21 protein-coding genes are annotated in these 20221 nt (G+C 36.8%); 6 read left to right on the top strand and 15 right to left on the bottom strand.

From position 1 onward, the window contains the following. The 6 genes from ACTF48_RS09240 to ACTF48_RS09215 form a co-directional block, all read right to left on the bottom strand. On the bottom strand, nucleotides 1–288 hold a 288-nt coding region (locus tag ACTF48_RS09240; protein WP_438962867.1), incomplete at its 3' end, for a bactofilin family protein. A gap of 11 nt (nucleotides 289–299) precedes the next feature. Beyond that, nucleotides 300–2912, bottom strand: coding sequence for a tetratricopeptide repeat protein (locus ACTF48_RS09235; protein ID WP_438962866.1), 2613 nt, complete (start codon nucleotides 2910–2912; stop codon nucleotides 300–302). Between the two features lie 127 nt (nucleotides 2913–3039). Beyond that, entirely contained in the window at nucleotides 3040–3276 is a 237-nt protein-coding gene (locus ACTF48_RS09230) for a hypothetical protein (protein ID WP_438962865.1), read from the bottom strand. A 139-nt stretch (nucleotides 3277–3415) separates the two neighbouring features. After that, a complete protein-coding gene (locus ACTF48_RS09225) occupies nucleotides 3416–3646 on the bottom strand; it encodes a hypothetical protein (protein WP_438962864.1) in 231 nt (76 codons plus the stop codon). A gap of 2 nt (nucleotides 3647–3648) precedes the next feature. Then, a complete protein-coding gene (locus ACTF48_RS09220) occupies nucleotides 3649–4389 on the bottom strand; it encodes an ABC transporter ATP-binding protein (RefSeq protein ID WP_438962863.1) in 741 nt (246 codons plus the stop codon). 98 nt (nucleotides 4390–4487) lie between these two features. Continuing rightward, nucleotides 4488–5972: a DUF5687 family protein gene (locus tag ACTF48_RS09215; RefSeq protein WP_438962862.1), complete on the bottom strand. Its 1485-nt coding sequence runs from the start codon at nucleotides 5970–5972 to the stop codon at nucleotides 4488–4490. Nucleotides 5973–6066: 94 nt separating this feature from the next. Here ACTF48_RS09215 and ACTF48_RS09210 point away from each other — a divergent pair, with 94 nt between their 5' ends. Both ACTF48_RS09210 and ACTF48_RS09205 read left to right on the top strand, forming a co-directional pair. Then, nucleotides 6067–7107: a 2Fe-2S iron-sulfur cluster-binding protein gene (locus tag ACTF48_RS09210; RefSeq protein ID WP_438962861.1), complete on the top strand. Its 1041-nt coding sequence runs from the start codon at nucleotides 6067–6069 to the stop codon at nucleotides 7105–7107. 170 nt (nucleotides 7108–7277) lie between these two features. Beyond that, entirely contained in the window at nucleotides 7278–7748 is a 471-nt protein-coding gene (locus tag ACTF48_RS09205) for a helix-turn-helix domain-containing protein (protein WP_438962860.1), read from the top strand. Nucleotides 7749–7898: 150 nt separating this feature from the next. Here ACTF48_RS09205 and ACTF48_RS09200 read toward each other — a convergent pair whose 3' ends face one another. The 3 genes from ACTF48_RS09200 to ACTF48_RS09190 all read right to left on the bottom strand — a co-directional run bounded on the left by ACTF48_RS09200 (nucleotide 7899) and on the right by ACTF48_RS09190 (nucleotide 9879). Continuing rightward, nucleotides 7899–8309: a hypothetical protein gene (locus tag ACTF48_RS09200; RefSeq protein WP_438962859.1), complete on the bottom strand. Its 411-nt coding sequence runs from the start codon at nucleotides 8307–8309 to the stop codon at nucleotides 7899–7901. Then, nucleotides 8309–8962 carry a CoA transferase subunit B gene (locus tag ACTF48_RS09195; protein ID WP_438962858.1) on the bottom strand — a complete coding sequence of 218 codons (654 nt, stop codon included), beginning with the start codon at nucleotides 8960–8962 and terminating at the stop codon, nucleotides 8309–8311. Before ACTF48_RS09195 ends, ACTF48_RS09200 begins: the two co-directional genes overlap by 1 nt. A 215-nt stretch (nucleotides 8963–9177) precedes the next feature. Continuing rightward, the gene (locus ACTF48_RS09190; RefSeq protein ID WP_438962857.1) at nucleotides 9178–9879 is read right to left on the bottom strand and encodes a CoA transferase subunit A; all 702 of its coding nucleotides are present in this window, start codon (nucleotides 9877–9879) and stop codon (nucleotides 9178–9180) included. A gap of 202 nt (nucleotides 9880–10081) precedes the next feature. Here ACTF48_RS09190 and ACTF48_RS09185 point away from each other — a divergent pair, with 202 nt between their 5' ends. Further along, on the top strand, nucleotides 10082–10723 hold the full coding sequence (locus tag ACTF48_RS09185) for a peptidoglycan DD-metalloendopeptidase family protein (protein WP_438962856.1): 642 nt from the start codon (nucleotides 10082–10084) through the stop codon (nucleotides 10721–10723). 16 nt (nucleotides 10724–10739) lie between these two features. Continuing rightward, nucleotides 10740–11834, top strand: a complete 1095-nt coding sequence (dprA, locus tag ACTF48_RS09180) for a DNA-processing protein DprA (protein WP_438962855.1) — start codon at nucleotides 10740–10742, stop codon at nucleotides 11832–11834. 70 nt (nucleotides 11835–11904) lie between these two features. Here dprA and trpS read toward each other — a convergent pair whose 3' ends face one another. Further along, nucleotides 11905–12873 carry a tryptophan--tRNA ligase gene (gene trpS, locus ACTF48_RS09175; RefSeq protein ID WP_438962854.1) on the bottom strand — a complete coding sequence of 323 codons (969 nt, stop codon included), beginning with the start codon at nucleotides 12871–12873 and terminating at the stop codon, nucleotides 11905–11907. Nucleotides 12874–13196: 323 nt separating this feature from the next. Between trpS and ACTF48_RS09170 the strand changes: the two genes are divergently transcribed. After that, nucleotides 13197–13916: a lysophospholipid acyltransferase family protein gene (locus ACTF48_RS09170; protein ID WP_438962853.1), complete on the top strand. Its 720-nt coding sequence runs from the start codon at nucleotides 13197–13199 to the stop codon at nucleotides 13914–13916. Nucleotides 13917–14042: 126 nt separating this feature from the next. On the opposite strand, the gene ACTF48_RS09165 is transcribed toward ACTF48_RS09170, so the two are convergent. The 4 genes from ACTF48_RS09165 to recA form a co-directional block, all read right to left on the bottom strand. Next, nucleotides 14043–15653: an outer membrane beta-barrel protein gene (locus ACTF48_RS09165; protein ID WP_438962852.1), complete on the bottom strand. Its 1611-nt coding sequence runs from the start codon at nucleotides 15651–15653 to the stop codon at nucleotides 14043–14045. An 8-nt stretch (nucleotides 15654–15661) separates the two neighbouring features. Beyond that, nucleotides 15662–16207, bottom strand: coding sequence for an RNA polymerase sigma factor (locus tag ACTF48_RS09160; RefSeq protein ID WP_438962851.1), 546 nt, complete (start codon nucleotides 16205–16207; stop codon nucleotides 15662–15664). A gap of 15 nt (nucleotides 16208–16222) precedes the next feature. Beyond that, complete coding sequence (locus tag ACTF48_RS09155; protein ID WP_438962850.1) at nucleotides 16223–16636, bottom strand: hypothetical protein; 414 nt, start codon at nucleotides 16634–16636, stop codon at nucleotides 16223–16225. Between the two features lie 129 nt (nucleotides 16637–16765). After that, nucleotides 16766–17788, bottom strand: a complete 1023-nt coding sequence (recA, locus tag ACTF48_RS09150; protein WP_438962849.1) for a recombinase RecA — start codon at nucleotides 17786–17788, stop codon at nucleotides 16766–16768. Nucleotides 17789–18124: 336 nt separating this feature from the next. Between recA and trhO the strand changes: the two genes are divergently transcribed. Further along, a complete protein-coding gene (gene trhO / locus ACTF48_RS09145; RefSeq protein WP_438962848.1) occupies nucleotides 18125–19159 on the top strand; it encodes an oxygen-dependent tRNA uridine(34) hydroxylase TrhO in 1035 nt (344 codons plus the stop codon). 136 nt (nucleotides 19160–19295) lie between these two features. Here trhO and ACTF48_RS09140 read toward each other — a convergent pair. After that, nucleotides 19296–20221 (bottom strand): T9SS type A sorting domain-containing protein (locus tag ACTF48_RS09140; protein WP_438962847.1); only part of this gene is annotated, 926 nt, incomplete at its 5' end.

The raw sequence follows: 20221 nt of genomic DNA, 5'->3' as shown, positions 1-20221 counted from the left end.
TTCGATTACTGCGCTATTTCTTAAGGTTAATAAACCCGATACGTTAAGAGTGCCTTTAAAACCACCTTCTATGTCTGCATTACTACATTCTAGAGATCCATTAATCGCACCATCTTTACCTATTACTACCTTAGAAGGTGTTTTAAGGCTTCCATTAATCGTTCCATCGATCCTAAAACCGCCTTTACTGGCTATATCTCCTTCTATTACGGTGCCTTGACCTATTCTATTCTGTGAGTTTCCTGCTTCCATTTTTCCTTTTTTAGCACCTTTTTTATCGTTAAACATAGCAAATCTGTTTAAAGCATTTCTTTTTCATAATCATCTAAGCTCTTATACACTTGAATGATCTTATAATTTTCTGTAGCGATGGCAACTGATGGAGTTGTTACATTAAACCCATTATTAGGGTTTGCCATAAAATCACTTAAACCACGACTTCCCAGTTTAGAAGTTAACCCATGTACTACTACTAAATTTTCTAGCGCATTATATACATCTACAGAAACTGTAAATGCGTATTTTTCTTGAGCAATCGCTTTTTCTAGTTGTTCCTTTAACTGCTCTATACCTTTATAATCACTAACAGACATGCGGTAAATGAGCTTAAAGTTAGTAAGACCTGTCTCTGGCATAAAAGCCTCAGCTATTTTTAATTTTTCAGCTTCGGTAACTAGTTTTTGGGCGCTTTTACCTACCTCAGTATTAGGGAAATTTAAGGCGACGTAATCTATTCCTCGTTTGTATTCTTTAAAGCCTGAAAGTCTTCCTGCAGCAAATGCTTTTAACAGCTCTAATCGTGGTATTATAGGATCTCCATTAAATATGGTTACATATCGCTCCACATTAGTCACCACAACTTCATGATTACCTTTTTCATATTCTTTATAAAGTCGTTTATAAACGGCACTTGGGCTGGCATTATCTTCTATTTGAGCATCTGGATTGAGTAATGTCTGTGCATATCTCGTATCTGGAAACTCGTTAATAATACGTGTTTTGTATAATTCTGCTTTCGCGAAAGCGCCGCTCTCACTATATATAAGGTATAAATTATATAATCCCGGAAGCAACAGTTTCTCTGCTGGTTCAAAGTCTAATAAAGTTTCTAGTCTATTAATGGCTAAGTCCTTACGCTTAAACTTCTCCTTATATATAACTCCTAGCTGGTAATAAGCAAAATTGCGTGACTGAGCAATACTGTCTAGTGTACTCAAGCCTTCAGGCAACTGGTCTATATAAAATTCTGGGGTGAACTCTGGTCGCACTTCTTCTTCAACTACAGCTTCTTCCTCTTCTATTACTATTTCACCACCGCCAATATCTTTTTTATTCTTGCGTCTCCAGTTGTTTTCAAGCTTGCGTTTACCCCATTTCCTACGGAAATCCTGTTTACCACGAGCTACTGTTTGTGGATTATAAAAATAGAAGGTAGAAGTTGCACCTATGGAAGGACCTCGAGGAGCGTTTATGGTCCCAAAGGTTGGTCCCGTATTGCCTCGTTTAATGGTTTTACTGTTTTGAACCGATTGAAAAGCGTTTTGATTTTGAGCTTCTTTAAGAGCCTCTACCTCAGCAATTTTTTCAAGTCGCTCTTCTTCGGCTTTAAGTTCTTCAATGTACTCGTTATAAAATGCCACTTGCTGCTCAGGTGACATGTCCAGCACATTAAAAATACTGTCTGCACTGCGGCGGCGCTCTTCATAAAGAATTACGTCTTCTAAATTATCTCTTTTCTTTTTTACTAAACGGTGTTCAGGGCTGCGTTCCACATAGCTGGTCATAGCACTGTCATAATACTTACCAGCTGCTGCATATTTATTCTGGTCAAAACTAATTTTTCCTAGGGCTGCATAGTTATTACCGCGCAAGTATTGATCTTTTCCTCCTTTTGCTCTCAGGGATTTGTTATAATAATCTACCGCATCATTTAAAGAATCTCTGTTTTCAAAATAAATCGCTTTACGTGAATAGATATGATCTAGCCATGGTCTGTTTTCCCGGTTTTCTTCTAGGTCATTAAGGGTTTCTAGTAAAGTGGTTTCACTATCTGTATTTTTATTAAAAAGTTTAATTTTTTCAATAAAGGAATGCACGTAATAACGTCGCGGTACTTTGCGGTGCATGTCTATAATCTGGTCAAATTTAACAAAGGCACTATCTCTCATGCCTGCTTTAGCAAAAAGTTGTCCTGCGATAAACTTGTAACGCGCTATGGTTTCTTTATTTTTAGTAAGATTTGCAGCGCGATTCATAAAAATCAGTGCGCTGTCTATTTCTTTAAGGTTTAAATAAGCTTGAGAAAGTGTCGCATTTGCATTTGCAAGATCTTCAGTTTCTATCTCTACGTCTTCAAGATTAAGTAATTTATTAAGATTAGAAATGGCAGTTTCATTATTATCTAGTCGCATATTAGTGCGCTCGCGCCATATTTTTGCCTGATAGATTTGATCGCAGTCTGGCATGAATTGTAGCACATAATTAAATGCCTCTAGCGCTGGGATATAACGCTGGTCGTAGTATCGTGCTTTTCCTAAAAGAAGGTAAGCTTCATCTATTTGAGGATTAACTTCTTCTTCATTAATGAGCATAGAGTGCTTTTGCACTGCTTTAACTGCTTTTTCTTCAGCTCGTTCAAAATTAGGGTTTGCCGGTTTCTGACCAGGAAGAAAAACTTCTTGCTTAACCTGCATGCGTTCTACGGGTAGTACATCCCAGTAGTTTTCTTCATAAGTGGCTTCAAGTTCATCGAGTCCTGCTTGCAGCGCTAAGTTTCCATTATACAATACATTATACTCAGTACCTACCGCATGAAGATTACGGCTTATAAAAGAGTTCTTTTTACGACTACAGCTGGTAACAGCTGCTAGTAGTACTAAAAACGTTAAAATGTTAATAAGTATAGTTCTCAAATGTCCCTTTTTTATCTAGCTATTATAACTCGTTAAAGAGCATAGATATTGTGAAAGGCAGTAAAAATAAGGATTTTTTATCCCTAAACTCATAAAATAGCAAGCAGGAAGTTATGAACCGATAGTTTTAATCGGTAAAATGTATGATTTTCTTAGAAAAAATACTCTTTAATCCATACTGTCTTCCAGATGGTGTTTCTTCTATGTGTGGTTTAGGAGATAGGATTATGGATAAAACAATAGGTGTTAATTTACGCACGGTACCATCTGGTTCTAGGAATAATCCAGCAAGAAACCAGATTAATAAATACAGTCCTATGAAGGTTACCGCATAAACCAGATACATTTTCACTTTTGCGCTCATAGTGTTAGTTTTTTTCAAAGGTAATGAGAATTGTTAAAGCTAGTTCAAGAACATTAAGGTGTTACTAAAAGATTCCGCATCAAGTGCGGAATGACAGTTCTTAAAAAAACATCCTGTCAAAGAGGTGTTTCTAAACGCATTAAAACCTTATAATCTTCTTAGAAAAAATAGATTTTAAACCATATTGTTTACCAGACTGTGTACTTTCTACGTGTGGTTTAGGCGATAGTAACCAGGCACATCCTAGAGGTATGACCGTAGTCCAGAAGGTAGGATCTACGGCAAACTGTGTCATCACAAAACGTACAAGAATGAATACTGCTGCAAAAATTACCGCATGTATTAAAAACATTTTCCATCTAGGACTCATAGCTATTCTTCTTCAGTAGTTACTGCAACAGGTGCGTGTAGTTCTGATATACCTATAAAGTAATCTTCTAGCTCTTTAAAAGTAGCACTACTCTTCTCGATATCTTTTACTACTTTACCTTTTTCAAGTAACACTACACGTTGTGCCACCTCCGTCACATGAATTAAGTCATGACTAGAAACGAGTACGGTTACTTCTGGATCGTTTGCTAGATCTTTAATGATTTTCTTAAGCCTTATTTGTGTGGATGGATCTAGATTTGCAAATGGCTCATCGAGAATCACTACGTCTGGTTTCCCTATTAAGGACGCTATGATCCCTACCTTTTTCTGGTTTCCTTTAGAAAGGTCACGCAGGTATTTTTTTTGCCCTATCGCTTCTCCATTAAAGAAGTCGCTATAACTAGCCATTAATGCATCTATATCTGCTTTATTCTGACCTCTTAATTCTCCTATGAAATAGAAGTACTCTTCAGGTGTTAAGTAGCCTATTAAAAAACTCTCGTCTATGAAAGCACTGGTAAATGGTTTCCAGTCTTCGCTCTGATCTATGCGCACATCATTAGAAACTATGTGACCTGTAGATGGTTGTATTAAATCTAGTAGTAATGAGAAAAGAGTGGTTTTTCCTGCACCATTATTTCCCACCAGACCTATCGCTTGCCCTTTAGGGATTTCAAGTGATTCTATGTCTAGTACTTTGGTATCGTTATATTGTTTTGAAAGGTTGTTTATAGAAATCATAATCGTTGTGTTCTTTAATGTTAATTTTTGTTGTCTCGCCCTGCCTGCCGGCAGGCAGGTTTCGCAAAAGCGTGTAACCTATACTTATAGCTATTCTATTAATTCTTCTGCGAGTAAGCAGCTATCGTGTCATACTTCTCATTTTTATAGATATCTTCAATCATATCAAAAATCTTATTCCTGAAAAGCAGTCCTAAAACTCCTGTGGCAGCTATGGCTATAAATCCAGCAGCCTCATTAATAGTTAGTGCAAAGGCATAATAAATAACTACCGGTAAGACCAGTTTAGGGATGAGTAGTAAAAGGGTTTTTGCATTAAAAGCTTTACTGTCTCCAAAAGCTTTTTTAGTAGTCATTAAATCGATAGGTGTTTTTACAAATGCACCACCCCATAATACCACTGAGCTATTGAATCCTATGTTATAAACCGCACCAGCCAGCATCCCAAACCACCAGTCCCATCCAAAATAGATGTAAAAAGTACAGAGCAGAGTGCTCACCACAGTGGCAGCAATCATGAGCCACCATTTACTGAGTAAAAATTCCCGATAAGGGATATTTTGTGACATCATTAATTTATAATAACTACTATCCCAGCTAGGAACCAGTCCACCAAAACTGAATAAGAATCCTCCCGTACAGAACAGTCCTGCAAAAACTTTCATCCCATTAATGCTGGAGTACATATCATTCATAAAAAACAGTCCATAAAGCACAAAAAAGAATCCCATGATAAAGGTCATTTTTGCACGCTTGTTTCTTTTGATAAGCTTAATGTCATTTTTCAAATATGTAGATAGTTTACCGAAACGGTCTAGGAAACTTAAATCTTCAGTCGTCGCTTCTTTGGCCACCTTTTTTAAACCTTCATCTAAGTACAATTGTTTTATAAAATAATGGTAAGCATAATAAGCGCTTATAAAACAAATTAAAAGCGGAATTATAAATGCCCAAAAGTTATCAAAGAAGAACATAAACATAGGTCCTGTGTGTAGTGTAATGTCAAAGATTCCATAATATTGCGCCATCCCTAAACCTGCCACTACTGCTAGAACTGGATAAAAAACCTTATCCATATTATTCATAAACACATTAAGAAAATTAATGGCTAGCGTAATGAATAGCATAGCAAGATGCCAGACTATGACTCCAGTAACATCATATCCTTGGGCTATAAGCACTCCACTAAAAGGAATAAAGAAAAACGCTGGTAAAAAATTAAAGAAAGAGGCTACCGTTTTCCCTAAGGCATAATTCACAATCTTACCTTTTTTAAAGGGTAAATAAAGCATAGGTTTAATATTTGCTACAGGCATTTTTTGTAACATATATCGGTACCCTAAATCCATGGCAAACCAGTAGATCAAAAATTTATTAACTACGTTAAAAGGATCACTAGCAATTATTTTCCCATCTTCTATAAGTTCTTCAATAATAAAGTAACTCCCGAATCCCAGACCACCAAAGACAACAATAAAATATAATGCCCCAAAAGCCATCAGGATTTTAATCGCAAGATTTTGCTTAAAAGCAGCGCTTCTAAAAAAGCTTTTCCATTCTAGATTGATAAAATGTTTAATCATAGTTAGTGAATTTGATGTATTAGTTACAAATTTTGTAAAAATGTTACAGCTCCATTTTCCTTTCTTATTTTTGCAAACATATAAAAGTACATTAATGAATTTTCATAAACTCACCATAGAGCAAGTAACTAAAGTAACCTCGCAAGCGATTGAAATAAGATTTGAGATTCCACAGGATCTAGTATCCTCTTTTAATTATCAATCGGGTCAGTATCTAACTTTAAAAGCTACTATAAATGATAACGAGGTACGTCGTGCTTATTCTCTTTCTAGTGCGCCACATGAGAATCACTGGAGTGTGGTTATAAAAGCAGTAGAAAACGGTGTTTTTTCTAACTATGCTATGACCTTACGAGCTGGAGACACACTAGAGGTGGCCGCTCCAGAAGGTTTGTTCACCCATGAAACTTCAAGTGCTCAAACCTATCTAGGGATAGCTGCCGGTAGTGGTATCACTCCTATTATTTCCATCATTAAAACGGTGCTAGAAACAGAACCAGAGAGTAAATTTGCCTTGATTTATGGAAATCAATCGGTATCTCAAACCATTTACTTTGAGCAACTTAACGACTTAAAAGATCAATATAGCGACCGTTTTGAGGTACGTTATAGTTTTTCTAGAGAAGAGCGCGATGGAGAGCTTTTTGGTAGAGTGAGTAAAGGGAATTTAAACTTTTTCTTGAAGCAGGATTGTGGTGATTACGCTTTCGCGAAAGCGTATTTATGTGGCCCAGAAGAAATGATCCACATGGCGACCGACAATCTGGTAGAAAAAGGAATTTTAAATAAAGAAAATATACTTTTTGAACTCTTTACTACTAAAGAAAACGAAATAGAAATTACCGAAGATTCTCATCTTACCGAAGTTACCGTAATCCTGGATGACGAAGAAACTGTTTTTACCATGAAACGCAGTGATAATCTACTAGACGTGATGCTTAAAAATGAGATCGATGCGCCTTACAGCTGTCAGGGCGGAATTTGCAGTTCCTGTATTTGTCAAATCGAAGAAGGAGCCGCTCAAATGGCCAAAAACGCCATCCTTACCGATAGCGAGGTTGCTGAAGGTTTATCTCTAGCCTGTCAAGCTTACCCAACGAGCGCTAAAGTGAAGGTAAATTTTGATGAGGTGTAATTTTAGAAATTCCAAGTTTAAACCTCAAATTTCAAAGCGAGTCTTTTTATATCATAAATATTTGATTTACAATAACGGGCATTCTAAGACAATAAAATGTCAATGAAATGACGGCAATAAATACTGGCTTTAATCTTAAGTTCTAGTAGTTTTAAATTAAAGTTTAAGTAATGCAAAGATTAGGAGAACACTTAAGAAAACTGAGAAGCGATAAAGGAATTAGTCAAGAAGAACTGGCTGAACTTTCAACCATTAATTTAAGAACTATTCAAAGAATAGAGAACAATGAGACCAGTCCTCGTAAATCTACGTTAGAATTGATTTGTGAGGCGCTAGAAATAGAACCTTCTCGTTTTAATAACTCAGAAAGCTTACAGGGAAATAAAACCTTAAGCACTAAAATTATACATTACATTTTCCTATTTTTTATAAATATCCTTTTAATGGGTGTTGTGGGATATCTAACCTTAGATCATGATGCTACTTTTCACAGTCGCATTGGAGCCTATCTTTTGAGTTTCTTTATTCCTTATTTTATTGTTTTCTTTACTCAAAAGCTGCCTAGTGGTGAGAGGCTTTTAAAATATGGGATGGGATATCTATTTTACTTCATATCTGCTTTTTATATGATGTCCTTTTGAAAATGCTTGGTTTAACGGAATCCTTTCCGGTCTTTTCCCGTGTATGCTAATATCTTTGGTAGTATTATTTTATGGAGAACGATTACTTCCTAAAAAATAAATTTTTTACAAATCACTTCTAACGAAAGTCAAGAATAGTTTAAGACAGTACTAAAAGCCACTATTTTCTAGAACACTAATAATGGTGAGATTTTTATTTGAAAGCGTTTTAATGTTATCAATAGTATCTTTTTTAAGCCTGCCTGAATTTTTATCTAGCCGTTTAAACGCAAAACCTAACATCAAAAATATAGGACCAAAAACGATCCCGATATAATCCAAGAATGATTTACTGCCTCTATGATTATCCATAAACCCTTGGATTTCTTTGCTATCAAATTGAGGAATAGCTGAAATTAATTGCTCCATAAAGCTATCCCTATGAGTAGTGACATGTTCCTTGAGCATGTATAAATTACGAGAATGGATTTTTTCAAATTCTGCAACGTTCTGGATGATGTGGCTATCCTCTGCAAAAGCAGCCACCATCCTTAAAGATTTCTTGAGTAGATTATAATCCATTATATCGTCATCTCAGGAATATCGCCATTAACGATTAGATTTCCTTCAGTAGCGTTTTGAATATCTTCTACGCTTACTCCTGGTGCGCGCTCTAGAAGTACAAATCCTTGATCAGTTACGTCCATTACGGCCAAATTAGTGACTACTTTAGTAATGCAATTCACTCCTGTAAGTGGCAGCGAGCATCTCTTTAATAATTTAGAAGCTCCAGCACGATTCGTATGCATCATGGCCACGATTATATTTTCTGCACTTGCCACTAAGTCCATAGCACCACCCATTCCTTTAACCATTTTCCCTGGGATTTTCCAGTTGGCTATATCACCATTTTCTGCTACTTCCATAGCTCCTAGAATGGTTAAATCTACATGCTGTCCACGTATCATCCCAAAGCTTGTGGAACTGTCAAAGAAACTAGCACCTGGTAAAGTGGTAATGGTTTGTTTACCGGCGTTAATAACATCTGCATCTTCTTCTCCTTCAAACGGAAAAGGTCCCATTCCCAGCACTCCATTTTCAGACTGAAATTCTACATCTATTCCTTCTGGAACATAGTTTGCGACTAAAGTTGGTATTCCTATTCCTAAGTTGACATAGTATCCGTCTTTAACTTCTTTTGCGATACGTTTTGCAATTCCTATTTTGTCTAACATTGTTTTTTTAATGTGAAAATGAGTTAATGAAATAATGTGCAAATTATTTTAACCCAATTCTGATTCTACATTCTACTTTTTGTAGTTGATATTATTTTAGAGAGTACTTTTTCTATTTTTTTTAATTTTGTGAATTGTTCCTCTTTCGGTGATGGTAAATGAAAGTTTTCAAAATTTGCACATTGAGCTCATTTATAAATTGTCACATTTACAAATTACTCTCGAGTACGAACGGTTCTTTGCTCAATTCTCTTCTCATAGGTTACTCCTTGGAAAATGCGTTTTACAAAGATTCCTGGAATATGGATTTGATTAGGATCAAGTGTTCCTGCTGGAACTAATTCTTCTACCTCAGCAACGGTAATAGTCGCAGCTCCACACATCACTGGATTAAAGTTACGAGCCGTTCCTTTAAATATTAAATTTCCCGCTTCATCACCTTTCCATGCTTTTACAAAAGCAAAATCTGCTTGAAAGGCGTGTTCTAGAATATGTGGTTTTCCATTAAAATCTCTTACTTCCTTCCCTTCAGCAACCTCAGTACCGTAGCCGGCTGGTGTAAAAAAGGCTGGTATTCCTGCTTGTGCAGCGCGACATCGTTCAGCCAGCGTTCCTTGCGGAATTAAATCTACTTCAAGCTCGCCACTTAACATCTGTCTTTCAAACTCATCATTTTCACCTACATAGGAAGAGATCATTTTTTTAATTTGTTTGCCTTGTAACAATAATCCAAGTCCAAAATCATCTACTCCAGCATTATTTGAAATACAGGTCAAACCTGTAACGCCAGTTTTTACCAGTTGAGCAATACTATTCTCAGGAATTCCAGATAATCCAAAACCACCAACCATTAAAGTCATATCGCTCTTAACGCCTTCTAGTGCATCTTCTACACTCTTTACCGTTCTATTAATCATCTCACTTTATTTTGCCTTAAAAATACGGTAATAATAACGTCTAATCAAGACGATTTCTTTTCCTAAAATCTTTCTTTTAATTAAAGCTTATCTATAATAAACGATAAAAGACCGTTTGAATCATCCTATGATAAGTTGCATTTTGAAACTGTTGGATTATAATAGCTTTTAAATAAATTGCAATACTATTTAAAGTCCAAGCATGAGTATTATAAAACATCTTATCAATCCCGAAATAGGAGAACGTGGATATTTCCCTATTGATTTATCCATTCAAAATCCTCATTGGGATAAGAATGATGTGAGTGATATCGAGGTTTTTGAAAAATATTTAGAAAGTAAAAGACTGGAAACCAATCGGTATGTAGCACATGGTGGTTATCTAGAACAGCGTGCTTTATATCGCAAAAATTCCCGTTTTCAATCGGGAATTACTCGAGATATTCATATGGGCATCGATTTATGGGCGCCAGCTGGTACAAGTGTTCATGCGTTAATGGATGGTGCCATCCACTCATTTACACATAATGATGATCCTGGAAATTATGGCCCTACCTTGATCTTAGAACATGACTGGAATGGTAAAAAAATCTATAGCCTTTATGGGCACCTATCTATTAATGATATGGTAGATTGGGAAGTTGGTTTACGCTTTCGCGAAAGCGATAAAATTGCAACCCTAGGAACTCCACAAGAAAATGGTGGCTACTCACCACACCTACATTTTCAAGTTATGACTGATATGAAAGATTATCAAGGTGATTTCCCTGGCGTGGCAGCAGCAGCAGAGTTAAAAAAATATCAAGGTGTGATTCTAGATCCTAATCCTTTTATTTTTAAATAGTCATTATATTTAAAGCATGGATCAACAGGAGTTACTTTCTATTCTCGCGCTTAAAAAAGCGCCACTTATAGGTGATATTATGGCTAAGAAGTTGATCAGAACCTTTGGCAGTGCTACAGCGGTTTTTGAACAATCCATGCGAGAAATAGCCGCCACAGAAGGAATAGGTGATAAAAAAGCACAATTTATAAAAGCTACAGACCTTTTCACCAAAGCCGAAAAAGAGCTAGAATACATTGACAAAGAAGGGATTACAGCTCGGGTTTATTATGAAGACGACTATCCAGAACGATTGCAGTATTGTGTAGATGGACCCATCGTTTATTTTGAAAAAGGCAATATTAACTGGAATAATCCTTATACATTAAGCATAGTAGGAACGCGCCAAATCACCTCAACGGGCGCAGCGTTTCTAGAAAAATTCATTGCTGAAATTGCACCGCTGAAACCACTTATTATTAGTGGTTATGCTTATGGAGTAGATATTCTAGCACACCAAATGGCGATTAAACACGATTTACAAACTATAGCGGTAGTTGCTCATGGACTCAACCAGACCTATCCTAGAAATCACGAGGCTTATAACGAGCAAATGATGGCAAACGGTGGTTTTGTGACCGACTTCTGGCACACGGCGACTTTTGATCGTAAAAACTTTTTAGGTCGCAATCGCATTATCGCTGGATTAAGCGAAGCTACAGTAGTTATAGAAAGTGCTGCAAAAGGTGGTTCTCTAGTCACCGCAGATCTTGCGGCTGGATATAATCGAGAAGTATTTGCCGTACCTGGTCGTGTGACTGATAAATATGCCGTAGGTTGTAATGAACTCATCAAACAGTCCAAAGCCCATTTACTCACAAAAGCAGCAGACATTCCATACATACTAGGATGGCAAGAACGTAATACTGGTGTTCAAAAACAACTCTTTGTAGAACTCACTGATGATGAAAAACTGATTTATCGTTATCTCAAAGAAAACGAGAAAGAACTGCTAGACATCATCGCGATTAACATCAATAAACCGGTACATCAAGTCGCCTCACTTTTAATGGGAATGGAATTAAAAGGTGTGGTAAAACCATTACCAGGGAAGATGTTTATGCTGGCTTGATTAGTTAATGGTTAACTGTTATTAGTTGTTTTCCATTATTCACCGCAAGCGCAATTACAGGTCTAATCACTTAATAACCCAACTTCTCTCTAACACGTTCCAAGGTAGCATTTGCAACTACAGCAGCCTTAGCAGCACCAGCGTCTAGCGCAGCGTCTATCTCATGCTTGTTCTCCATATAATGGTTGTAACGCTCTCTAATAGTTCCAAATTTCTCTACAATCGCTTCAAAAAGGGCTTGTTTTGCATGACCATAACCGTAGTTTCCAGCAGCATAGTTTGCTCGCATGGTTTCTACTTGCTCTGGAGTGGCTATGATTTTATAAAGAGCAAACACATTACAGGTTTCGGTATCTTTAGGTTCTTCTAGCGGTGTACTGTCTGTTTCTATAGACATGACTTGCTTGCGTAACTTCTTATCTGTTAAGAAGATATTAATCAAGTTTCCGCGAGATTTACTCATCTTCTCACCGTCAGTTCCTGGTATGAGCATGGTATTTTCTTGAATCTTTGCTTCAGGTTCAATTAAAGTATCACCCATGGCGTGATTAAACTTACCAGCTACTTCTCTAGTAATCTCTATGTGTTGCAACTGATCTTTCCCTACGGGAACAACCTCAGCATCATACAATAGTATATCGGCAGCCATGAGCATAGGATAGGTAAATAACCCAGCATTTACATCTTGTAAACGGTCGGATTTATCTTTAAAACTATGGGCTAGTGTTAATCGCTGATATGGGAAAAAACAATTGAGATACCAGTTCAACTCTGTTACTTGTGGCACATCGCTTTGTCTATAAAAAGTAGTTTGGTTAATGTCTAGTCCACATGCTAACCATGCTGCTGCTGTAGAATAGGTGTTCTCTCTTAAAGTGTTTCCGTCTTTAATTTGGGTGAGTGAATGCATGTCTGCGATAAAAAGAAAAGCATCGTTCTCTGGTTGAGCAGACATTTCTATAGCTGGTAAAATAGCGCCCAGTAGGTTTCCTAAATGTGGTGTTCCTGTAGATTGTACGCCGGTAAGTATTCTAGACATGGTTATTTTATTGAACTGCAAAGGTAATTTGTTCTTTTTAAGTACAAAGTATTAAGTATAAAGTATTGAGTCTTTAGTTCATCGTGCCTGGCTGATAGAAGGTTTAGGGAAATCATAATTAGAATGAGGTATTCTCACATTTAAAGTTAGGATTCCCGTTTGATAAAGCGTTTGTTTCCATTACTAGCAGATTGTTTCGTCGTTGTTCTCCTCGCAATGATGTTTGCAAAAGAATGTCTAAATGACGATTAAGACCTATTAATCATCGTTACTTCATAAATTCTTCTATTTTTGATTCCTTGAAATGGTTGCGCTACATATTAATGCCTTTATACCGAGTATGGTTCTATGTACTGATGGGAATTCCTATCATTATCTTATTTCCTATTCTGGTTCTGGCGACTATTTCTGAAAAGACCTATCACATCTTTTTTGCCATAGCTCGGTTTTGGGCTGCAATTATCATCTACGGCATGGGTTTTTGGCCCAGCATTAAACGTGAAGAAGCTATGCAAAAAGATCAGAGTTATATGCTCGTCGCAAACCACACGAGCATGACAGATATAATGATGATGTTGCTTATTTCTAAGAATCCGTTTGTGTTTGTGGGAAAAGCTGAACTTGCTAAAATTCCTGTTTTTGGGTTCTTTTATAAACGTACTTGTATTCTTGTGGACCGCAATAATCCTCGCAGTCGTAAGGCTGTTTTTGATAGAGCAAGTGCGCGACTTGCCACTGGTGTAGGAATATGTATTTTTCCAGAAGGTGGCGTGCCTGATGATATGGACGTCGTACTTGATTCTTTTAAGGATGGCGCTTTTAGACTTGCTATAGAGCATAAAATTCCAGTGTTGCCCATTACTTTATTTGATAATAAAAAGCGTTTTCCGTTTCATTTCTTTTATGGTGGACCGGGAAAAATGAGAGCGATAACTCATAAATCAATCGATACAGCTGGTATGGATTTGAAGGATGATAAAGCACGCTTACGCGAAAGCGTGAGAGACACCATTCTTACTTCTCTACAAAAAGGTCCAAAATAGAAAACCGCTCCATGGCACTGGAACGGCTTTCTTCATCATTGCAAAACAATTGAGTTTTCTTAACTAACCTCAATATTTTTCTTTTTCAACTTAACTAATGGCACCTGCAATGAACGGGTCACATTCTTAAAATTTATAAGTGATTCCACTATAAACTCCAATGTTAAAAGGTCTGAAATTTGCTGTGTTTTCTCTTAGTGCGTTGAGCTGGTATTTAAACATGGGCTCAACGGTAATTCCTAACTGGTCTGTAAATAAATAATCGATTCCTATTCCAAAGTTTGCACTCTGGTTGAAGGAGTTAAAATTATCATCTTCTCCTAGTTCTAGTTTTGCCGTGTTATTTGAAACAGCGATACTGTTATCTGTAAGGAATAAAGCACTCAGTCCACCCATTACATTAACGCTTACCTTGCGATCCAGTAGTTTATACTTTACCTCTAGAGGCACTTCTAAGTAGCCTAATCTCTGAGATATTTCTCCTTGAAAGCCATTAAAAGTATTATCTGCAAGGAATTCTTGAGAGAAGGAGCTGCCTAAGTTATCTGTAGAGATCGTTCCTGGATTAGAGACCGCATTTCTATCAAAAGAATCTACAGAGAGTAACTGTACGCTAGGTTGTGACGGTCTTCCATAAATGATATCATTAGTAGTATAACTCATATTCACACTATGAACACCAGTGCGCACTGATAACCGCGGCGATAAGTTATAACCTATGTTTACTCCATAACTAAGGTTCACTCCTGCTGACTTATTATTATCTACAAACTCTTGATCTATAGATGATCCACCTAAGGTACTGGAGTACACCGGAGCAATCATGCTAGAAGCGGACCATCTTTTAAATGAAACTGGTTCTATGTTTTCCTCATCTGCTCTGTGTTGTGCGGCGACATCTTCTAAAGAAGGTGTTCTAACCGTAGTTGTGGAGTCCTGTGGTTGTATTGTGGACGCTATGTCAGTATTTCTAGTGGATGGTGTTAAAAAACCTGGATCAGTAAGCGCTGGAGCTGGTATATTTTGAGCTTGGTTTTTATGCTCTATTTTTTTCAACCCTTTGGTTTGTGCAACGTCGTTCTCTACAGTTGCATTAGTTGCTGTATAATTATGTTGTGATTCTTGATCTAATAGATTTGAGTTACTATTACTGTTTGTATTATTTGAACTCGAGGCTGCATAAGAGTCGCTAGTTTCAGGAGATAAATTGCTTTTCAGCGCCTTATTGTGTGGAGCTGAAATGGTTGTTGTTCCAGTATTCTTTTTAATCGAAGAATCAGTGGAAGTACTATTGCTGGATGTATTTGAGACAGTAGATTGAGATTTGATTCTAAAAGAATGAACATCATTATTCATACTGTTATCCTGCTCAAGCTTGTCTCCTACTGTTACCTGAGTATTTTTAGAGTTATTATTGATATTCTCTTTTGGAGCCTGGTTAGTAATAGCAGTATTTAAATTAGAATCATTTGAAGTTTCTTGTGTGTTTTGGTTTACTATCTCCTGACTGGTATTAAGGTCTTTAACGGCATCATAAAAACCAGTGTAAGCGAGAGTAGCAAGCAGTGCGATACCAGCTGCAACACCTATCGATTTAACCCAAAGAGGTAGTACCGCAACTGGTTTCTTACCATCGAGTTCTTTTTCAATGTGATCCCAAGCTGTGGCAGGTGGCGCAGCCTCAAAATCCTTGAAGCGCTCTTGAAATAAACGATCTATGTTCTTTTTATTACTCATTATTATTATCAGCTAGCGTTGCTATTATTATGAGCACGCCATGTGTTAATCATTTCCTTTAAATGTTTTCTAGCTCTTGCGAGATTAGATTTAGAGGTTCCTTCAGTGATGTTCATAGATCTTGCTATTTCTTTATGAGAATATCCATCTAGCACGTACATGGAAAAAACCATTCTATATCGATCGGGCAGTTGTTGTACCATCGCCAGTAGGTTTTTCAAGTCTATATCATCTGTTTCTTCTTCTTGAACTTCCTCGTCTTTAATCTGGTCTTCATGGACTAGGTTAAAGACTTTTTTCTTGCGATACCGTTGCAACGCCGTGTTTACTGCTATTCTCCTGCACCATCCTTCAAAAGATCCCTCATCTTTAAATTGATCTATTTTATTAAATATGGTTATAAAAGTATCCTGTAAAATATCTTGTGCTTCCTGATCATCAGGCGCATATTTTAAACAACTCGCAAAAAGGTTGCTAGAAAATCGGTTATAGAGTTCCTTTTGAGCCTTGCGATTGTTTTTTCTACATTCATTAATAAGTTCTTTTAGAACCACATGATATCTTTAAAGTTATTCCAATACCTGTACTGTATATTCTAAAAATGTTTCTTCATTATTTGCATTCAGCCCTGTAAAAAACCTAAATACATAACTACCATTACTAGCTGCGGTAAACCTTAAGGTTTGCTGTTCAAGAAACTGTCCATCTATACAGCCACCAGAGTCTAATCTTGCTAGAACAGTAGATATATTACGTATGTTTAATTCCTGACTTATATTAAACCCTTCAAAAACATGACAGTCAGTAGGTTTATTATAAAAAACTGGGATTTCATAAGTCTGACCAAAATTGAAGCTAGCAGGCATTTGCACACTGTCTATGGCTACCACGTCATAAGAAACCCTAAGTCCATCATCAGATACCTCACAACTGGTCAGTGATATAGTGGCTATAACAGCTATTATTATTAAAAAATATTTCATGTCGCGTACTTTGTTCTGTTGTTAAGATGCAGTAACCTCATAAAGGTTGCGTGTAAAGCAAAAAAAATCGCCTACTTTTTCTTTTAAAAGAATAAAAGTAAACGATTTTAGGTTATTAAAAGCGTGGTTCTAGCTGTTAACTAGCTTCATGGCTTCCATAATTTTAGCCTGCAGCTCATCAGCCAGGTCAGGATTATCTTTAAGTATATTCTTAACAGAATCTCTTCCTTGACCTAGTTTAGTGTCTTCATAAGAGAACCAGGAACCTGCTTTATTTATAATCTCATATTCTACACCTAGATCTATGATCTCACCTAGAATAGAAACTCCTTCACCATACATGATATCAAACTCAGCTGTGCGGAATGGTGGCGCAACTTTATTCTTTACCACTTTTACACGAGTTTTATTACCTAGAACAGAACCCGAAGTATCTTTAATTTGAGTAGATCTTCTTATATCTAATCTTACAGATGCATAGAACTTTAAAGCGTTACCACCAGTAGTAGTCTCTGGATTACCGAACATTACACCTATCTTCTCTCTCAACTGGTTAATAAACATAACCGTACAATTAGTCTTAGAAATGGTTCCTGTCATTTTACGTAACGCCTGAGACATTAAACGAGCATGTAAACCCATTTTACTATCTCCCATTTCTCCTTCTATCTCACTCTTAGGAGTAAGTGCGGCAACAGAATCTATTACTATAATATCTATTGCTCCAGATCTTATAAGGTTTTCAGCAATTTCTAGCGCTTGCTCTCCATGATCTGGTTGAGAAATGATCAGGTTATCTATATCTACACCTAGTTTTTCTGCATAAAAACGGTCAAAAGCGTGCTCTGCATCAATAAATGCGGCAATTCCTCCAGCTTTTTGTGCCTCAGCAATGGCATGTAGTGTAAGTGTGGTTTTACCAGATGATTCTGGTCCATAAATTTCTATTACTCTACCACGAGGATAACCTCCTACTCCTAGTGCCGCGTTAAGAGCTAGTGATCCCGTAGGAATACTTTCTACCTCAACCACTTGCCTGTCACCCATTTTCATTACAGCACCTTTACCATAGGCTTTATCTAGCTTATCAAGGGTTAATTTAAGGGCTTTTAATTTTGCTTCTTTCTCTTTCTCTTCTTTCTTATCTGCCATTTTTGATTCTATTTGCGGTAAAAATACAACCCATTCTTTGTAGTAACAATATAAGTTGAAATGGGTTATTAACTTTATGAGTTTACGCTTTCGCGAAAGCGTGTTTAACTAAAATTACTTGTTTGAAGTAATTGTTCAGAATATCTTTCATTAGATAATGTCATTACTTTTATTTTAGAGCGGTTAAACACTTGTTCCTTTTAAAGCTTTAAACCATAATTATATATTAAGCATTTTAAATTAATTAAAAGTTCATGAAGTCTAACTCACATTCCTGAAAACAGGATTGGGAAATTCTATTACCTTTGCCGGTTCAACACATAAAATGTTTATAGCATGCAACTGTATAACAAATTAAGTGCTGAAGAAAGACGAGAACTCATACGTGCCGCTGGAAAAGAGCGGTTAACGATCTCTTTCTATCAGTACCACCAGATCGGTAATCCTCAACTTTTTAGAGACCATTTATTCTTACACTGGCATCCCATGGATATATTAGGTAGAATATATGTAGCTCATGAAGGTATTAATGCCCAACTCTCTGTTCCTGGAGATCGATTTGAAGAGTTTAAAACTTTTTTAGACCACATCACTTTTCTGGAAGGAGTTCGACTCAATATTGCTCGTGAACAGGATAACGAGAGTTTCTTAAAACTTAAAATTAAAGTGCGTCACAAAATAGTGGCCGATGGGTTAAACGACCACACCTTTGACGTAACTAATAAAGGTATTCATGTGGACGCACCTACTTTTAATGAGCTTATAGAAGATCCTAATACGGTGCTGGTAGATATGCGCAATCATTATGAGTCTGAAATAGGTCATTTTAAAAACGCCTGGACACCAGATGTGGATACCTTCAGAGACAGCCTGGATTATATCGAGGAAAAGCTAAAAGACCACAAAGAAGATAAAAAACTAGTAATGTACTGCACTGGTGGGATACGCTGTGAAAAGGCAAGTGCTTATTATAAGCACAAAGGCTTTAAAGATGTATATCAACTAGAAGGTGGTATTATAGAATATCACAGACAGGTCACTGAACAAGGTCTGGATAATAAATTTAAGGGAAAAAATTTCGTTTTTGATCACAGGCTATCTGAAAAGATAGGAGAAGAGGTGATTGCAAATTGTCACCAGTGTGGTGAACCATTTGACTTACACACTAATTGCGCAAACGACGCGTGCCATTTATTATTTATTCAATGTGATTCTTGTAAGGAGAAAATGGAAAACTGCTGCAGTGAAGAGTGCCAGGATATCATTCAGCTGCCTTATGAAGAGCAAAAAAAGTTACGTGCTGGACATTATAACAGTAACAACATTTTCAAGAAAGGTCGTTCTGAAAAGTTAGCTTTTAAAAAACATTAGTCTTTAAATTCCGCTTTCGCGAAAGCGTATAACCTTAGTTTACCATTTAAATAACCCGTTAATTCATAAATTTTTATTGGTTTAAAACAAAAAAGGAGCTCAAATTGAGCTCCTTTTTAATTGAATAGATTTAAGTCTATTTTTTAATAAATCGTTTCACTGCGGTTGCATCACCGGTAGCGATATTAACTAAATACACTCCAGTAGTAAGTGAACTTAAGTTCTCTACCACAATGGTATTATTTGATACGCTGTTATACGATCTAGTCATTACTTCTTGTCCCAGTGTGTTATAGATCGTGATTCCTACTTGACTCGCTGGAGTAGTTCCTAAGTTAATAGTCATCGTGTCACCAGTTACTGGGTTAGGATACAGACTTACCGCATTTTGCAATGCAACATCTCCATTACCAGCGGTAGCATCTACTACAAACACACCTACATGGAAATCATAGTCTTCCATGTCGTCCACGGTTCCATCACTAGCTAAGAACGCAAATTGTACTATTCCTGAATAAGCAGCTAAGTCTATAAATACTCGCTCTCCATCAACAGCAGGTTGATTTGCAGCATTCCAAGTCTGAATAGAAGTCCAAGTCATACCACCATCATCAGTTACTAAAAGATCAACAGAATCATCAGATCCCATAACATCAGTATCAGCAGCAGTAGAAGTACCAGTAAATGCATAGTCAGTTACAGCAACCTCAACCGTAAGAATCTTAGTAGTTAAACTAGATAGATCGTATGATTCAGAGATTAACCATTCTCTATCTACATTTTGCCATAAGTTAATAGCGTTACTCGGTACTACCGTCCCAGATGCATTTGTATAAGCTCTACTCGCTCTCCAGTCTGATGCGCCTATATTCATAGGTCCATCAGTAATCTCACCAGATCCAGCTTCACTCCAGCATGCGTTAGGCACATTGTTTGTGAAGTCCGTTGTAGCAGGGAACATAGTAACCGCGGCACAATCAGTAGTAAAGTTTAATGGAGTAGTACTCCATGGACCTTCATCTCCTGCTCCACAAACTTCCCTTACATGAACAAAGTATTCTG

Origin of the sequence: Nonlabens sp. (assembly GCF_965660805.1) — a bacterium.
In the GTDB taxonomy this organism is placed as follows: Bacteria; Bacteroidota; Bacteroidia; order Flavobacteriales; family Flavobacteriaceae; genus Nonlabens.
The sequence above is the reverse complement of the archived record's forward strand: the minus strand, read 5'-3'. Positions and strand labels throughout refer to the sequence as shown.

Bases quoted from the DNA above. Each gene is read 5' to 3' on its own strand.
- ACTF48_RS09215 (WP_438962862.1), bottom strand. From the start codon at position 5,972: ATGATTAAACATTTTATCAATCTAGAATGGAAAAGCTTTTTTAGAAGC.
- ACTF48_RS09165 (WP_438962852.1), bottom strand. From the start codon at position 15,653: ATGAGTAATAAAAAGAACATAGATCGTTTATTTCAAGAGCGCTTCAAG.
- ACTF48_RS09190 (WP_438962857.1), bottom strand. From the start codon at position 9,879: ATGATTAATAGAACGGTAAAGAGTGTAGAAGATGCACTAGAAGGCGTT.
- trpS (WP_438962854.1), bottom strand. From the start codon at position 12,873: ATGTCTAGAATACTTACCGGCGTACAATCTACAGGAACACCACATTTA.
- dprA (WP_438962855.1), top strand. From the start codon at position 10,740: ATGGATCAACAGGAGTTACTTTCTATTCTCGCGCTTAAAAAAGCGCCA.
- ACTF48_RS09205 (WP_438962860.1), top strand. From the start codon at position 7,278: ATGCAAAGATTAGGAGAACACTTAAGAAAACTGAGAAGCGATAAAGGA.
- ACTF48_RS09230 (WP_438962865.1), bottom strand. From the start codon at position 3,276: ATGAGCGCAAAAGTGAAAATGTATCTGGTTTATGCGGTAACCTTCATA.
- ACTF48_RS09220 (WP_438962863.1), bottom strand. From the start codon at position 4,389: ATGATTTCTATAAACAACCTTTCAAAACAATATAACGATACCAAAGTA.
- ACTF48_RS09155 (WP_438962850.1), bottom strand. From the start codon at position 16,636: ATGAAATATTTTTTAATAATAATAGCTGTTATAGCCACTATATCACTG.
- ACTF48_RS09210 (WP_438962861.1), top strand. From the start codon at position 6,067: ATGAATTTTCATAAACTCACCATAGAGCAAGTAACTAAAGTAACCTCG.
- ACTF48_RS09185 (WP_438962856.1), top strand. From the start codon at position 10,082: ATGAGTATTATAAAACATCTTATCAATCCCGAAATAGGAGAACGTGGA.
- trhO (WP_438962848.1), top strand. From the start codon at position 18,125: ATGCAACTGTATAACAAATTAAGTGCTGAAGAAAGACGAGAACTCATA.
- recA (WP_438962849.1), bottom strand. From the start codon at position 17,788: ATGGCAGATAAGAAAGAAGAGAAAGAGAAAGAAGCAAAATTAAAAGCC.
- ACTF48_RS09225 (WP_438962864.1), bottom strand. From the start codon at position 3,646: ATGAGTCCTAGATGGAAAATGTTTTTAATACATGCGGTAATTTTTGCA.
- ACTF48_RS09170 (WP_438962853.1), top strand. From the start codon at position 13,197: ATGCCTTTATACCGAGTATGGTTCTATGTACTGATGGGAATTCCTATC.
- ACTF48_RS09200 (WP_438962859.1), bottom strand. From the start codon at position 8,309: ATGGATTATAATCTACTCAAGAAATCTTTAAGGATGGTGGCTGCTTTT.
- ACTF48_RS09195 (WP_438962858.1), bottom strand. From the start codon at position 8,962: ATGTTAGACAAAATAGGAATTGCAAAACGTATCGCAAAAGAAGTTAAA.